The sequence below is a fragment of the Streptomyces sp. NPDC001393 genome, from assembly GCF_053597455.1.
Map to the genome: position 1 here is coordinate 166,606 of NZ_JBSFIH010000008.1, position 15,469 is coordinate 182,074.

11 protein-coding genes are annotated in these 15,469 nt (G+C 73.7%); 5 read left to right on the forward strand and 6 right to left on the reverse strand.

Translation table 11 applies throughout. The features are described 5' to 3' along the window. The first annotated feature begins 97 nt into the window (after window positions 1-97). Window positions 98-754, forward strand: a complete 657-nt coding sequence (locus ACWC2T_RS12670; protein WP_450670347.1) for a peptidoglycan-binding domain-containing protein — start codon at window positions 98-100, stop codon at window positions 752-754. A 180-nt stretch (window positions 755-934) separates the two neighbouring features. After that, the gene (locus tag ACWC2T_RS12675) at window positions 935-1,408 is read left to right on the forward strand and encodes a flavin reductase family protein (protein ID WP_450670409.1); all 474 of its coding nucleotides are present in this window, start codon (window positions 935-937) and stop codon (window positions 1,406-1,408) included. Window positions 1,409-1,690: 282 nt separating this feature from the next. On the opposite strand, the gene ACWC2T_RS12680 is transcribed toward ACWC2T_RS12675, so the two are convergent. From ACWC2T_RS12680 to ACWC2T_RS12705, 6 genes are all read right to left on the reverse strand, one after another. Further along, window positions 1,691-4,114, reverse strand: coding sequence for a SpoIIE family protein phosphatase (locus ACWC2T_RS12680; RefSeq protein ID WP_450670348.1), 2,424 nt, complete (start codon window positions 4,112-4,114; stop codon window positions 1,691-1,693). 158 nt (window positions 4,115-4,272) lie between these two features. Further along, complete coding sequence (locus ACWC2T_RS12685) at window positions 4,273-4,653, reverse strand: hypothetical protein (protein ID WP_450670349.1); 381 nt, start codon at window positions 4,651-4,653, stop codon at window positions 4,273-4,275. Between the two features lie 444 nt (window positions 4,654-5,097). Continuing rightward, the gene (locus ACWC2T_RS12690; protein WP_450670350.1) at window positions 5,098-6,015 is read right to left on the reverse strand and encodes a MurR/RpiR family transcriptional regulator; all 918 of its coding nucleotides are present in this window, start codon (window positions 6,013-6,015) and stop codon (window positions 5,098-5,100) included. A gap of 78 nt (window positions 6,016-6,093) precedes the next feature. After that, window positions 6,094-8,097 carry a phospholipid carrier-dependent glycosyltransferase gene (locus tag ACWC2T_RS12695; RefSeq protein ID WP_450670351.1) on the reverse strand — a complete coding sequence of 668 codons (2,004 nt, stop codon included), beginning with the start codon at window positions 8,095-8,097 and terminating at the stop codon, window positions 6,094-6,096. A gap of 92 nt (window positions 8,098-8,189) precedes the next feature. Further along, complete coding sequence (locus ACWC2T_RS12700; RefSeq protein ID WP_450670352.1) at window positions 8,190-10,097, reverse strand: phosphatase PAP2 family protein; 1,908 nt, start codon at window positions 10,095-10,097, stop codon at window positions 8,190-8,192. Between the two features lie 222 nt (window positions 10,098-10,319). After that, window positions 10,320-11,243, reverse strand: a complete 924-nt coding sequence (locus ACWC2T_RS12705) for an N-acetylglucosamine kinase (RefSeq protein ID WP_450670353.1) — start codon at window positions 11,241-11,243, stop codon at window positions 10,320-10,322. 269 nt (window positions 11,244-11,512) lie between these two features. Here ACWC2T_RS12705 and ACWC2T_RS12710 point away from each other — a divergent pair, with 269 nt between their 5' ends. The 3 genes from ACWC2T_RS12710 (at window position 11,513) to ACWC2T_RS12720 (ending at window position 15,463) form a co-directional block, all read left to right on the forward strand. Continuing rightward, the gene (locus ACWC2T_RS12710; protein WP_450670354.1) at window positions 11,513-12,676 is read left to right on the forward strand and encodes an ROK family protein; all 1,164 of its coding nucleotides are present in this window, start codon (window positions 11,513-11,515) and stop codon (window positions 12,674-12,676) included. Window positions 12,677-12,972: 296 nt separating this feature from the next. Further along, window positions 12,973-14,304: an ABC transporter substrate-binding protein gene (locus ACWC2T_RS12715; protein WP_450670355.1), complete on the forward strand. Its 1,332-nt coding sequence runs from the start codon at window positions 12,973-12,975 to the stop codon at window positions 14,302-14,304. A 181-nt stretch (window positions 14,305-14,485) separates the two neighbouring features. Continuing rightward, a complete protein-coding gene (locus ACWC2T_RS12720) occupies window positions 14,486-15,463 on the forward strand; it encodes a carbohydrate ABC transporter permease (RefSeq protein WP_450670356.1) in 978 nt (325 codons plus the stop codon). Window positions 15,464-15,469: the final 6 nt, after the last annotated feature.

Sequence of the window (15,469 nt, forward strand, 5' to 3'; positions counted from 1 at the left end):
GTTGCGCGTTTCGATCGTTTCGGTGTGGCCGGTCGACCCTGAACGGTGCCACCCGCGTCGCCGTATCTCAGTGCGGGGACGACGGAAGGAGAGCCAGGTGCCGACACCGCCCGATCCTGAACGGCCGCGTCCCGGACCGGTCCTGGAACCCGTCCGGGTGCTGCGGCCCCGCCGCCTCGACGGACTGGCGGAGCTGATGCGCGAGATGGAGAGCGCCCCGGCGCGAGCGGCGCACGCCGACGAGGCGGAGACGCAGGAACTGCCGCCCGTGCCGCCGGCCCGCACTCCGCCGCACGCCGACGGCCGGCCCCGCGTCCTGCGCCGGACGGCCGTCGCCGGGGCCGTGGCCGCCGCGGCCCTCCTCGGGTTCGGCTGTGCGCTGCTCCTGCCCGGCCGCGAGCAGGCCGCGGCGACCGCGCCCGCGCACCGCCCGGCCGCGACCGCACCGCCCACCACCGCACCGGCACCCACCCCCACCACATCCCCCGCGCCCACCACTGCCACCGACCCCGACGGCCCCGGCACGCTCCGCCAGGGCGACACCGGCCCCGGCGTCACCGAACTGCAGAAACGGCTGCTCCGCATCCCGGACGTCTACCGCGACGGCTCCACCAGCGGCACCTACGACGCCGGCCTCACCGCGGCCGTGGCGCGGTTCCAGCTCTGGTACGGCATCAGCGGTGACGAGACCGGCGTCTACGGCGACGACACGCGCCGCGCGCTGGAGTCGCGGACCGGCCCGGGCGACGATTGATGAGAGGCACGCGGGGAACCCCGGGAGAGCGGCGCGGACCGTGCCCGGGGCTCCCTGTGCACGCCGAGGCCGGGCCGTAGCGGCGGACGGGAGCGCGGTGCCATGACGGACGTGGACAGTGCGGCGAGCGTGGCCGGAGCCGGCCCGGAGGAAGCCATGGACGGCCAGGTGGACGGCTCCATGGACGGCTTCTTCGAGCGGCTGAATCCCGACATGTGCGTGGTGACGGCCGTGGCCGACGGCGAGCGGGCCGGGTGTCTGGTCGGCTTCGCCTCGCAGTGCTCCATCCGGCCGCCCCGGTTCACGGTCTGGCTGTCCAAGGCCAACCACACCTACCGCGTCGCCCGGGCCGCACAACACCTCGCCGTCCATCTGCTCACCCGCGACCAACGGGACCTCGCGGAACTCCTCGGCGGCCAGACCGGCGACAGGATCGACAAGTTCGCGTGCCTGGACTGGGCGGAGGGCTACGGCGGCGCGGTGGTGCTGCGGAACACGGCGGCCTGGTTCGTCGGCACCATCCTCCACCGCACCGACGGCGGCGACCACGTCGGCTTCGTCCTGGACCCGGTGCAGTGGGGCGGGGGGCGCGGCGGGCCGCTGCTGCGCCTGTCCGACGCGGCCGGCATCCGCGCAGGTCACCCCGTGGACTGAACGGGTTCGAACACCGGGCAATGCCCTGACGAAAGGCATTGCCTGTGCGGTGGCCCGGGCCCATCATGGGCAGCCCCGCGGCCGAGTGCCGCGCGTCCCACCGCACCACGACCGAAGGCCACCCCGATGACCGCCTCCCGCATCCCGGGCCTGCTCGTGCCCGCCGTCTTCCTGTTGGCCCTGGTCGTCGGGGTGTGCTGGTACTTGCGGCACCGGAACGACGACTGATCCGCGGCCCCATCCCCGCGCACCGTCACCGGGCCCCGGTACCGCCGCCCGGCCCTAGCCGTCCCTGTCCGGCGCGTCCGTCCCGGTGGTCATGTCGTCCAGCGGCATCCTGATGTCCACCACGCACACGTCGTCCCGCCCCTCCTCCGCGAGCATCGTGGTGAGCAGTGCGTCCAGTGATCCGCAGTCGCCGCAGCCCTGGGCGCGCACCGCTTCGGCCAGCCGGTCCAGGCCTGCGTCGAGGCTCTCGCCGGGTCGCTCCACCAGGCCGTCGGTGTACAGCAGCAGCCGGTCCCCGGGCTCCAGACGGAGTTCCGCCGCCTCGAAGAGCGGAGCCGCGGTCGCGCCGAGCAGCATGCCGCCGGGCCGGTCGAGATAGCGCACCTCGCCGCGGCGCACCAGCAGCGGCGGCAGATGCCCGGCCTGCGCCCAGCCGAGGACGCGCCGGCCGGGGTGGTAGCGGGCGAGCACCACGGTGGCGGTGGCCTGGCTGTCGCGGGAGTGCAGCAGCAGGTAGTTGAGCCCCGCCAGTGCCTCGGTCAGCGAGGAGCCGGTGCTGACCATCCCCTTCGCGGTGAACCTGAGCTGGGCCATCGTGGCCACCGCGTCGACGCCGTGGCCCGCCACGTCCCCGACCACGAACAGCGCGTCGTCGTCAGGGAGTTCGACGGCGCTGAACCAGTCACCGCCCACATGGATGCCGGACTGCGCGGGCAGATACGCGACCTCGACACGCAGCCCCGACCGCCGCACCGGCTTGCTCGGCAGCGGCAGCAGCGCATGCTGCAGCCGGGCGGCCAGGGCCCGTTCGGCCTGCAGGACCCCGCGCTGCAGCAGCATCGCCCGCTCGCTCTCCACCAGCGCCAGTTCCGCGCTCCGCTGCCGGGTGAGGTCCTGGACGAAGCCGCGCACCTCGACGGCGGTGCCGTCCGGCGCCGTGACGGCCTCCGCCACCAGCCGCAGATGCCGGACACCCCCGGTCGCCGCGATGCGGAACGGCACGTCGAACGGCCGGGCGTGGCGGACCAGTTCGGCGATCGCGTGGGTGAGCGGGCCCGCGTCCTCCGGCAGCGCGAGGTCCGGGAGCCGTTCGAGAGCGAGCGGCTGCTCGGCGGCGGACCGGCCGAGCACGGCGTAGGTCTGCTCGGACCACGAGATCTCCCGGGTGATCAGGTTCCAGTTGGCCCAGCCGAGGTTGCCGAGCCGCTGCACATCGGCCAGGCGCCGCTCCTGCCGCTGTGCGGGGTCCTGCCGCAGCCAGGTGACCAGCAGGCCCTCGCCCATCGGGGCGGCCCGCACCGAGTAGGTGGCGGTCACGGGCACCTCGCCGGCCACCTCGTGGTGCACGAACGGTTCGCTCTCGAACGGCACGCCCGCCTCCAGCGCCCTCAGACAGCCGTGCCACAGCGCCTCGCCCGCGACGGACGGACAGCTCTCCAGGACCCCTCTGCCGACCATCTCCCGGCCGGACCGGCCGAACACGTCGACCGTCTCCGAGGTGGCGGCCTCGATGCGGTAGTCCTCCACCTCGCCGGAGGCGGCGCGCAGCGGAGTCAGCAGGATCGCCGCGCCCGGCAGCGCGTCGAACACCGCCTGCACGGTCCGGGAGTCGGCGTCACCGGGGCGTTCCCGGGGGGAGTCGAAGGCGCGCAGCCGGCCCGCGCAGAGCCGGGCGACCGCCAGCAGCAGGTCCCGCTCGCGCGGCTCGAACGACCCGGCGCGCCTGCGCAGCACGCCCAGGGCGACACGGGCTCTCTCGCCGTCGGGCACGGGCACCGGCAGCCAGGCCCTGCTGGGCCAGCGCTCCGGCGACTCCCCGATCATCAGGTACCGGTCGCGGTCCCCGGTGTGGTCCTCCAGCCACCGCGGCTCACCGGACCCCAGGGCTTCGAGCGGGGCCACTCCGCGGACCGGGGGGACGTACCGCCACTGGGCGGCGAGGGTCGTGTCGACCCCGGCATGCCCGACCAGTTCGAGCCCGCCCTCGGGCAGCCGCTCGTACAGCATCACCGCGTCGGCGTCGGTCTCGGGCGCGATGTGCTCCAGCAGACACCGGGCCAGCTCGTGCACGGTGCCCGCCCGGACCAGGTCCCGGCCGATGCGCCCGAGTGTCGTCGCGAGGTCTGCGGTGCCGGCGGGCGCGGCGTTCCAGGTGCCGGCGACCGGCGGTTCGGCGGGGGCCGCGGACGTGCCGGACGGTCGCTCGTTCGGCGGCAGCAGGGCACCGAGGGTGAGCCAGCACTGCTCGAGGAGCGTGCGGTTGCCGTCCCCGGCGCACTGCTGCAACTCCTCGTGCGCGGCTTCCGCGGTGCACCCTGTGACGGCCATCAGCACGCCCTTGGCCCGCTCCAGGACCGCCGAGGTCGCGGCGAGGTCCCGCAGCCGTTCCAGCTCGGCGCGCTGACGGGCCACGATCCTGGCCAGTGCGACAAGATCGTCGCCGGCGGGGTCCACCGGGTGCGCGCGCTCGCTCGTCACGCGACGAGCATGGCACACCGGGGCCGTTCGATCACTCGCCCGCCGGAGACGGTTTTCATACGACCTTCACACCGGCTTCGCGCGACGGTCCACACCGGCACCGTACGACCGTCCGGAAGCAGAGCGAGCCGTCGGCGGCCCGGTGCGGGCCCGGTGGATCAGCGGCCCGTGCCGCGTGCGGCCAGGGCCTCGCTGACCGCGCGCACGCTGCGGGCGATGTGCTGCAGCTGCATCACCTCGGCGGCGTACAGCTTGATCGTGTGCTCGATGACCGACTCGGGCAGGCCGAGCATCGGCAGCTCGGCCCGTGCGGTCTGCAGGGCCGTCCGGGCGACCCGTATCTCCTGCTGGACCTGCAGCTGGGCGTGCCGGGCGAGCAGGACGGGGTGGCGGATGAGGGCCGGATAGCTGGCGTAGCGCGCGGGGATCAGGTCGCGCAGCCACCTGGCCGCCGAGCGCTCCCAGTCGTACGAGCCCGGTTCCTTGACCTGGCAGGGCCAGTCGGGGCTGATACGCGTGCTGGTCAGAGGCATGATCATCGCTTCCGGTGTGCGGCGTCGTGAGGGTGGTCGACGGGGTGCGGGGCGGCCCCGGCCTAGGGGATGGCCGGGGCCGCCACGGGCGCGTCGCGCAGACGATGCGCCCCGGTACACCCCGCGCGCCGACGTGGGTAGGGGACGGCGGCGGGGGGTGTCCGTGCAGGGGCCCCGGGCGTCGGTGACCGGCGCTGCGCGGTGACGTGCGTACGCATGGGCGGTCCGTCGGCTTTCTCGGGGCGGTGTGCGAGCGGTGAGTCCGCTGGTGCGGAACGTGCCAGGAGTGGGCCGGGCGCGATCCGTGAGCAGTATTTATATATGCCGTCCGGTTTGCAAGACGTATGAAAACATTCATGCGTGATTTGTCGTGGATGATCCCCGTCCGTGGCTTGGGAGACCGCAGGATCTTCACCGCACCCGGGGCACGGGCGCACAAACGTGCCCGATTCAGTCCTTCAGGAAGAACTGGTGCTGGTCGGAGAGGTGCTCGTACTTCTCCAGGCGGGCCTGGGTGCGCTCCGGATCGGCGTCGGTCATGGCCTGCAGCAGCGCGGCGGCCATCACGCCCGGCGCGGCGTAGGAGTCGAACACCAGCCGTGAGCCGGTGCCGGTGGCGAAGGTGACGTCGGCCTCGTCGGCCACCGGCCCGAGGGCGAGGTCGGTCACCAGGGCGACCTTCAGACCGGCGCCGCGGGCCACCCGGACGGCCTGGAGCGTCTCCTGGGAGTGCCTGGGCATGGCAAAGGCCAGCACCCAGGTGCCGCCGGCCTCACGGCACTGCAGCAGCGCGTCGTAGGCCACGCTGCCGCCCCGGGTGACCAGCCGCACGTCGGGGTGGATGCGGCGGGCGGCGTAGCCGAAGTACTCGGCGAGCGACTCCGAGATGCGCAGGCCCAGCACCGTCAGCGGGGTGGAGCGGGACAGCTCGCGGCCGACGCGGATGATCTGGTCGGGGTTGGCGAAGTCGCGCCGCAGGTTCTCCAGGTTCTCGATCTCGGCGTCGACGGCCGCCTGCAGTTCGTTGGCCCGGTTCTCCTCGCCCGGCCCGCCGGCCAGGGTGCTCAGCGCGATCGCCTGCAGCCGCTCGCGCAGGGCGGGGTAGCCGCTGAAGCCGACGGCGCCGGCGAAGCGGGTGACCGAGGGCTGGCTGACCCCGACCCGGTCGGCCAGTTCGGTGATGGACAGGAACGCGGCCTCGGTGATGTGCTCGATCAGGTACTGGGCGATGCGCCGCTGCCCCGGCGACAGACGGGGGCCGTCGAAGAGTTCCCTGAGCTGCGAGGTCGGGGCGGCCTCGGCCGCGGGCACGGTCTTGCCGGACGTGATCGCTGATGCCTGTGCGCGTGCCTGCTGCGGCGAGGGCACCGGTCCGCCTCCTTTGTCTGCCACAAGCACTCAACATAGCTCACCCACCGTCAGGAACAGCGGGTTGAGCAGGAGGTTTCAGCGCCGGAAGAGGCTGATCGAATGGCCCACGTCACCGGCCGGCCGGCTGCTGCCGACCAGCTCGGCGAGCCGTCCGCGCGCCTTGGCGAGGGCGGAGTCGGACACCACCAGCAGTCCGTGCACCCGCTCCGGCGGCACCGTGCGCGGATCGGCGGCGTGGATGCCGTAGTACGACGGCACACCACTGCCCTTGTACACCAGCCACACCCGCTCGCCCTGGTGCCGCTGCCGGAGCCGGTCCGCGAGCCGGCCCAGGTCCTGTCCCCAGTCCACGTTGGAGTCGTGCAGCAGCCGGTGGGTGCGGGCGGGGCCGCCGAAGGCCTCGTTGGCGTACGGCAGGTAGTACGGGAAGGTCCGCAGCGAACTCAACCCCGTCAACAGCACCAGCGCGGCCGCCACGGCGGCCGTCCACCGCCGGCCGGGCCGGGGCACACAGGCCGCCGCCACCGCGAGGAACATCGGCACGAACAGCGCGTACCGCGTCCCGAAGTCCCGCGAGCCCGTCATGGCCGCCGCCAGCAGCACCCCGGGCGGCAGCAGCACATACGGCGCCGCCCGCCGCAGCCGCCGTACCGCCACGACCGCCACCGCACCCGCCGCGCCCAGCGCCAGCAGCCCGAGCGGCGTCTTCACCAGCAGGGCGACCGGCAGGTAGTACCAGCGCGAGCCGGTGTACAGGTGCCCGAACAGATACCCCTGCCACGGCTGGTCCTCCAGCCCGAACTGCACCCGCATGCCCGCCTGGTAGGCACCGGGCACCGGCAGCAGATCCACCAGCCGGCCGCGCAGCCCGTGCAGGGTCGGCACGGGTTCGGCGGGAGAGAACCGCAGGCCGGGGTCCACGACGAGATACGCGGCCCAGACGACGGCGACCGCGACCACCGCCACGACGACCGCGCCGCCCAGCGCCGACAGCGCCTTCCGGCGCCGGCCGCCGGGGGCACCCGCGAGGACGGACAGGAACCGTCGGGCCCGGCCTGAGCCGGCATGGGGCTCAGCGGGCGGACGGCTGCCGTGTTCCCGGCCGTGTCCTGTGCCCGAGCGGCCGGTCTGCGGTGCCTGCCCCTCTCGGCCGTCGCTCCGGTGCGGCCTGCTGTTGGTGTGCGGTGCCTCCTGCTCCCGGGCGGCGCCCGTGTCCGGTCGCGCGCCGACCGGGTGCATGTCCCGTTCCCTGTCGGTGTCCGCGTGCGGTCCGCCTCTCGGGTGCGTGTTCGCGTCCGGCCCATCCCCCGGCCGCAGCCCCGACCCCCGGCGCGCAGCCAGGACCGACAGTGCGGCCAGGCTCATCAGCACCGGAACCGCCGGCAGCGCGCTCATCTTCGTCGCCACGGCCGCGCCGAGAGCCGCCCCGGCGAGCGGCAGATACCGCCGGGGCCGGCGCCGTGCCCGCCACACCAGCCAGGCCGAGGTCAGGACGAATCCGGCCATCGGCACGTCCAGTGTGGCCAGGGAGCCGTGGGCGATCAGATCGGGCGAGAAGGTGTACAGCGCGAGCGCCACCAGACCGCCCACCGGACCCGTCAGGTCACGCGCGAACGCGAAGGCGACCAGCCCGAACAGCAGGGTCAGCACGATCACCGGCAGCCGCGCCCACACCATCACCCGCCAGGGGTCGTTGCCCGACTCGTAGAGCAGATGCCGGCCCACATCCCCCTGGGTGCCGGTGTACGAGGGGGCGTAGTGCGGGTCCGCCACCGCGACACCGGCCGCGATCAGCAGCTTGCCGAGCGGCGGGTGTTCGGGGTTGTAACGGATCCGGTGCTCGTGCAGATAGTCGGTCGCCGTCGCGACGTACACCGGCTCGTCGATGGTCGGCGTCTGCTGGACGGCCGTGGTGACCATCGCCGCGGCCATCTGGGCGAGCAACACCGCGGCCAGCAGGGGAACCAGCCATCGCCGGTGGCGACGCAGCCAGGCGTACGGGCGGCCGGGGGCCGGCCGTGCCAGCCCCTCGGCGGCAGCCGCACGGGTGAGGAGCAGGTGCTGTTCGCGCGCCATCATCCGCCCCGCGGTGGCACCGGCCGGGGCGCGGCGGGAACGGTCGTGGGCCGGATCATGGCCCTACTGTCGCACCGCTCACGCCGCCGCAGGCGTCACCGCTTCACGAGTCGTACCGACAGACCTTCTGCCGTGTACACGGGTACGGCCCGCAGCCGGTCGGAGTTCACCTCGATCCGGGTGAACCGGCCGCGCAGCCGGGGCGCGTCGAGGACCCACAGGGTGCTGCCCTCGGCCGGCGGCCGCTCGGGGTCGAGGTGCAGCGCCAGCACCGCGGAGCCGCCCAGCACGGCCAGGTGCTGCACCGTCAGCGGCGCCTTGCGGCCGGCCCGCAGGGTCACCTCCAGCGTGCCCGCCTCCTGCGCGTACGCGCCGCGCACCCGCAGCCGCCGGGCCACCCGCAGGGTGCCGCCCGCGACCCGCACGTCCCCGTGGCCGAGGGCGTCCTCGCCGCCGGCGACCAGTGTGCCCTCGGCCAGCACCGTCCCGCCCGTGTAGCGGTTGCGGCCGGCCAGCGTCAGCGAGCCGGTGCCGCGCTTGGTCAGGCCGCCGCGCCCGTCGATGTCGTTGCGCCAGGCGTCGGCCGCCGAGAAACCGCCCGCCGCCGCGTCCAGCGTGATCGAGACGTCTGCCTCGAAGGCGCCGTAACCGTCCGCCGCGGCGAACAGGTTGAGCCGCCCCCACTGCTCGAAGCCGTCGAGGAGGACGTACCCGGAGGGCAGTCCGGTGGTGCGCAGCACCTCGCGGCGCTGATCGACCGTCAGATACGGCAACCGGGTCTCCAGCAGCACCTCCGCGCCCTTCGGCACGGTCAGCGGCAGGTCGCGGCCCTGCCGGGTGAGGACGTACGTCAGCCGGGGCCGGACCGCGCGGGCATTGGCGTCCCGGTCGGCGTACGCGTCGGTGCCGCTGTGGGCGTAGGCGTACAGGGTGTCGGCGGTGGTGCCGGTCTGCGCGGTGAACCAGGCGAGGGCCTGGGCGCGGGCGGCGGCCTTCAGCTGCGCGTTGGCGGGGTCGGCGAGAGTGGCCGCGGCGAGGGCGGTGGCCATGATCCGGCCGCCGATGACGTCGACGGGGTGGTGCATGCCCGCCACGATCCGGGTGTGGCTCAGCTCGAAGGCGCGGGTCACCAGCTCCTGGAAGCGCTCGGGTACGGCGTAGGCGTAGGCCAGTGCCGCCAGGTGGAAGGCGTTGGTGTGGCCGCTCGGGAAGCCACCGTCGTCGGCCGGGGAGGTGCCGCGCTGGCGCAGCAGCTGCGGAGCCACGACCACGGGCGAGTCGTACACCGGGAAGCCGAACGCGCCCGTCCTCCCGGTGTCGACGACCTCGCTGTCCTCGGTCAGGCGCCAGGGGCGTGGGTACTGGTAGGCGTACTTGGCGGGGTTGCCGGAGGCGTACGGGCCGCGCACGGTGTCGACCAGTTCGGCGACCTTGCCGAGAGCCGCGTCGTGGGCGCCGGCGCCGAGCGCCGAGCCGGCCGGGGCGTCCGCGGGCACGGCGTCGCTGACGGTGGTCGCGGGTGTGCCGTCGGGCGCGCTCGTGATCGACGTGACCGCCTTCGCGCCCGTCCGGTAGAGGCCGGCGAGCGGGCCGAGGCCGGCGATCAGCGCGTAGCTCTGGTGCTGGCGGTCGTAGACGAAGGCCTCTTTCGCGGCTGCGTCGGTGCGCGTCCGCGTGACGTGGGCGCAGTACTCCATGTCGGCGCGCAGCACCTCGGGGCGCAGCGGGGTGCCGGTGTTCCAGGCAGAGCCGGTCTTCCACACCTGGGCGAAGCCGCCGAGGATGCGGACCACCGCGTTGGTCTCGGGCGTGAGGTTGGCGACGACGTTGGTCTTGTAGTCGTCCACGAACGCGGCCGGGGCGGTGGCGGCCTTCGCGTCGGCCGCCGGCAGCCACGCGGCGACGGCCGGCGCGGCGAGCACGCCCGCCGAAGCGGCCAGCGAGGTCTTGAGGAACCCGCGCCGGTTCGGCACGGAGGTGGGGTGCCCGGCAGGTGACGGCATGCCTGTGCCTCTCAGGAGTCGTCCACGGGGTGTCCGGCGGGATGTGCCGAGTTGTGCGATCCCGTGGAGAAGAAGGGGGAGGAAGTTGAACGGGTGAATATCTAGGGCTGCGGGGTGTCCCGCCGGGGAGGCCCCGGTGATCTCCGCGTGGTCGGCGGGTGAACGCGGGGCAGGTCGCTCACAGAAACGCCCTCGGCCGCACAGCGGAGAACGCTCACGCCGTCACCGGAGCGACCGCCCCCGGCCGCACGCCAGCGAACGCGCCAGCACCACCGCCCCGTCGACCGGCGGCACCCGCAGCGGCTGCGGGCGGGCCGACGGCAACGTCCTCGCGAGCGCGGCGGCGAACGCGTCGTACAGCAGTGGCTGGGCGAGGATCGTGCCGCCCGCGACGACCACGTCGTCGGCCGCCACGCCGCGCCGGGCGAGCAGTGCCACCAGCGCGGCCAGGGAGCGCCCGCCGGCGCCGATCACCTCGCGGGCGAGCACCGAGCCCGCCGCTGCGGCGGAGAAGACGGCCGGAGCGTGCCGGCCCCACGCCGCGGAGGGATCCGTGGCACCCTCCAACGCCGCACCCAGAGCGGGGACTTCGGGCACCCCGAACGCGTCGAGGAGCGCTGCCGCCAGCGCGTCGGGTGGCTCGCCGCGGTCGTGTGCGGCCCAGCAGGCGCGCGCCGCCTGACGGACCAGCCCGGCCGCGCCGCCCTCGTCGCCGAGGGCCGCGCCCCAGCCGCCGACCTGCACGCGGGTGCCGTCGGCGCACCGGCCCACCGCCACCGAGCCGGTGCCGGCGACCAGGCCGACGCCCTTGTCCAACCCGGCGGCGGGCACGAGGAGTTCGGCATCGCCCACGACCAGCGCGGGCGCGTCGAAGTGGAGGTGCAGGGCGAGGCGTATCTGCGCGCACTGGCGTGCGGTCTCGCAGGCGTGGCCGCCCACGACCAGCGCCGACGGGCGGGTGCCGGACGGCAGCGCGTCGGCGACCAGCCCGGCCAGCCAGGACGCGGCGGCCACCGGGTCGTGCGGCCGCCAGCCGCTGCTCGCGCGGACGTGGTCGGCGACGGGGCCGTCCTCGGCCACGGCGCGCAGCTGCGTCTTGGTGCCGCCCACGTCGATGCCGACCAGGACGGGAGTGGAGTCCTGCACGGAACCTCTTTCGTCGGTGCTCCGGCTGACGACGGTGGGCGAACCGTGCCTGGGAAAGGGGTGGTTGGAGCGGTCGGGAAGCCCCGGGACGGGCCTCGGGCGGAGTGCGGCAGGCGAGTACCGTGAAGTTCGTTAGGAAATTAACTAACCAAGTACAGTGCGTCAAGAGGCGTCGCGCTCCGGCCGTCGGGACGACCGGGCCTTCCGGCGTGACGCCGGGCGACCCATCGCCGTGTCGGGCTGGGTGAGCCCTGCCGAGAGAGCGGTCCATGACCTGTGGGAGAACCGTGGAACACGACGTGGTGACGGCGCCCCGGCTGTCCGAGAGCGCGAGCGCCGTCTTCGCCGTGCTCGCCCGGGCGGGCAGCGCGACCCGGCCGCAACTGGCGGGCCTCGCCGGTCTGTCCAAGCCGACGGTGTCCTCCGCCGTCGCCGAACTGGAGAGCGCCCGGCTCGCCGCCCTGTCCGGCACCGCCTCCAGCGGCACCGGCCGCACCGCCGCCGTCTACCGGCTCGGACCGGACGCCGGTGCCGTCCTCGCCGTCGACCTGGGCCCCGACCGCACCCGGGTACGGGGCTGCGCCCTGGACGGGACCCTGCTGGCCGAGGCCACCGGCTCCCGGGCCGACGCCGCCGACGCCGTACGCGAGGCGCTCGGCGCGCTGCCCGCCGGCACCCCGCTGCGCACCGTCGTCGTCGCCGTCGGCGATGTCACCGCACGGGCGGCGGACGGCGGCGGGATGCGCCCGGCGACCGACAAGGCGGGACCGGTCTTCGACGCCATGGCCGTCGCCCTGCCACCGTCAGTCCCCGTCCACCTGGAGAACAACGTCAACTGCGCCGCTCTCGCCGAACTTCACGAGGGCGCCGCGCGGGGCCGCGGCACCTTCGGCTACCTCCGCGTCGGCGTGGGCGTCGGCCTCGGCATCGTCGTCGACGGCCGGGTGCTGCGCGGGGCGAACGGCGCCGCCGGTGAACTGGCCCGGCTGCCCTACCCCTGGGACGACGGCCGTGAGCCGCGCCTGGAGGCGCTGGAGGAGTACATGGGCGCCGCGTCGCTGCTGCGGCGCGCCGCCGAGGCCTGGCGGGACACCGACGGCCCGTGCCCGGCGGGCACCGAGCGGCTGTTCGCCCTCGCCGGCCAGGGGATCGCCCCGGCCCGGGCCGTCGTCGCCCGCCACGCCGCCGACGTGGGCCGGCTCGCCGCCGCCGTGGCCGCCGTGCTCGACCCGGGGCTGATCGTGCTGGGCGGCAGCACCGGCGCGGACCCGCAGCTGTTGCCCGGGGTGCGGGCCGAACTGGCGCGGCTGAGCTGGCCCACCGAGGTGGTCAGCAGCACGGTCGGCGAGCTGGGCACCGTCGTGGGTGCGGCCCGGCTCGCGGTCGCCCGCGGTGTCCGAACCGTGACCGAGGCCGCGCGAAGGAAGGATTGACGGCCTCCGGCTCGTTCTGCCAATGTCCGGACAAGCGCTTTCTAGGTCGGTCGGGACACCGGCTTGGGGTGGCATCCGGGCCGTACGCGACGTACGGCGCGGCGCACGAGGGCGTGCTCGTGCGACACCGGCCCTCATGCGGCCGGGGATCCCACCCGCAGCAGGCGGCGCGGCCGGGCGAGGCCGCCCCCGGGAAGGCGCACGTTCCCGAGCAGCGCCCCCGTGCCGCAGCCGCCGCGCAACCGCGCCACGGTCGCCGGCCCGGAATTCCGTCACGCACCTCCAGGGAGGACCCGGTGGGTCACCAGATCTCGCGCAGAACCCTCTTCCGCACCGCGAGCGGGCTCGCCGTCGCAGGCGCCCTCGGCCCCGCCCTCACCGCCTGCGCCGGCGGCACCGGGGCGGGCACCACCAGCAGCAGGCTGACCATGACCTGGTGGGGCAGCGACGAGCGGCACGCGGCCTACAAGAAGGCGCTGGCCTCCTTCCAGCAGAAGAACCCGAAGATCAAGATCCAGGAGACCTACTCCGGATACGACGGCTACTTCAACAAGTTCGACACCCAGATCGCCGGCGGCAGTACCCCCGACCTGCTGCAGATGGACACCGCGCTGGTCGCCCAGTACGCCCGCAAGGGAGTCCTCGCCCCGCTCGACGACTACGTCGGCAAGTCCCTGGACCTCACCGGCTTCTCCAGGACGCTGCTCGCCGCCGGCACCGTCGACGGCAAGCTGTACGGCGTCCCGTCGGGCATCGGCGTCAGCCAGCTCACCGTGAACCGCAGCGGGCTGGAGCGGCTGGGCCTGAAGTTCCCGGACGCCGAATGGACCTGGGCCGACCTGAAGAAGATCTCCGCCGACGTCAACAAGAAGAGCGGCGGCAGGCTCTTCGGCGTCGACGACGGTGGCGGCGGCACCCTCAACGCCTTCGAGATCTTCGCCCGTGAGCACGGCCAGAACCTGTTCTCGGACGACGGCAAGAAGCTCGGCTTCACCTCGGACACCCTCCAGGCGTGGTGGGAGTACTGGGCCGAGATGCGCAGGATCAACGCCTGCCCGGCGGCCGCCGTCACCTCCGCGGCGCACAACGACCTCACCAAGAACGCCGTGGTCATCGGCAAGGCGCTGATCACCTTCGACACCGGCGTCTACGGCGCGGGCGGCTCGATCACCGACGCCACCCTGGACTTCCTGCCCACCCCGCAGGGCGACTGGTCCGGCGCCCGCGAGGGCAACTACCTCAACGGCGGAGTGCTGCTCAGCGCCACCAGGTCCAGCAAGCGGGTGGCCGACTCCGTGCGGATCATGTCCTTCTTCGCCCAGGACGCGACGGCCATCAAGGACATGCAGCTGTACCGCGGCATCCCACCGACGGAGAAGGCGCGCAACCTCATCTCCGCGGGTCTGGACGACACCGACAAGCGGGACATGGCGAACGCCGACTACATCTCCAAGCGGGTCTCCAAGGCCACCAACGCACTGGCCGCCCCGCCACCCCCGCCGGCCGCCGCCACCCAGATCTGGGACCTGCTGTTCCAGTCGAATCTCGCCATCGCCTTCGGCAAGACGACGCTCAAGGCGCAGCTCGGCAAGTTCTTCGACCAGGCGGCAGGGATTCTGACCGCCTGAGCGCTCTGCTGGGAGCACGGTGATGACCCCGCGGGCAGGTGGGGGCTGGCCGCGCCCCGCGGCGGAGCCGCAATCCGACACAGCCCCGCGCCCCTTGGGGCGCGGCACGCACCGGCACTTCACCAGGGCCGCCCAGCCGCACCGCACCACCGAACACCGGGAGAGGGCCAGGGAGATGAGTATGACCACCGCGCAGACCGACGGGGTCGCCACGGCGCCGTCGGCTCCGGCGACCCCGTCCGACCAGCGGGAACGCGACCGCATGCGGCGCCGCCTCGCCAGACGGCGGGGCGGGGGCTGGTGGCCGTACCTCTTTCTGGCCCCCTGGTTCGTGGGCCTGTTCGGCCTCACGGTCTACCCGATGCTGGACTCGCTGTACCTGTCCTTCACCAAGTTCGACCTGCTCACGGCCCCCCAGTGGATCGGCGTCGACAACTACCGGAAGATGTTCACCGACGACCCGGTCTTCTGGGACTCGGTCCACGCCACGCTCCTGTACGTCGTCGTCTCCGTCCCGCTGAAGCTGGCGTTCGCGCTCGGCGTGGCGATGCTGCTCAACCGCCCGCTGAAGGGCATCGGCCTGTACCGGGCCGCCTTCTACCTGCCCTCCCTGCTCGGCGGCGCGGTCGCCGTGGCCATCGTGTGGCGGCAGGTCTTCGGCGGCGACGGCCTGTTCAACGACTTCCTGGGCTGGTTCGGCATCAAGGGCCAGGACTGGGTCTCCAGCCCCGACAGCGCGCTCTACACCATCGTGCTGCTGGCCGTCTGGCAGTTCGGCACCCCCATGGTCATCTTCCTGGCGGGCCTGAAGCAGCTGCCCAAGGACGTCTACGAGGCGGCCGCCATCGACGGCGCCGGGCCCGTCACCCGGTTCTTCAGGATCACCCTGCCGCTGCTCACCCCGATCGTGTTCTTCAACGTCGTCCTGCAGATCATCGACGCGTTCAAGACGTTCACGCCCGCCTTCGTCATCAGCAACGGCACCGGCGGACCGCTCAACTCGACCATGCTGTACTCCCTTTACCTGTACAAGAAGGGTTTCGCAGACCTCCAGATGGGCTATGCCTCGGCGCTGGCCTGGGTGCTGTTCCTGGTCATCGCGGGCTTCACGGCGGTCAACTTCGTCGCCGGCCGCTACTGGGTCCACTACGACGACTGAGCGAGG

What these genes read in the sequence shown, in the direction of transcription:
- ACWC2T_RS12675 (WP_450670409.1), top strand. Translation starts at nt 935, where the DNA reads ATGGACGGCTTCTTCGAGCGGCTGAATCCCGACATGTGCGTGGTGACG.
- ACWC2T_RS12720 (WP_450670356.1), top strand. Translation starts at nt 14,486, where the DNA reads ATGACCACCGCGCAGACCGACGGGGTCGCCACGGCGCCGTCGGCTCCG.
- ACWC2T_RS12710 (WP_450670354.1), top strand. Translation starts at nt 11,513, where the DNA reads ATGACCTGTGGGAGAACCGTGGAACACGACGTGGTGACGGCGCCCCGG.
- ACWC2T_RS12695 (WP_450670351.1), bottom strand. Translation starts at nt 8,097, where the DNA reads ATGATGGCGCGCGAACAGCACCTGCTCCTCACCCGTGCGGCTGCCGCC.
- ACWC2T_RS12685 (WP_450670349.1), bottom strand. Translation starts at nt 4,653, where the DNA reads ATGATCATGCCTCTGACCAGCACGCGTATCAGCCCCGACTGGCCCTGC.
- ACWC2T_RS12700 (WP_450670352.1), bottom strand. Translation starts at nt 10,097, where the DNA reads ATGCCGTCACCTGCCGGGCACCCCACCTCCGTGCCGAACCGGCGCGGG.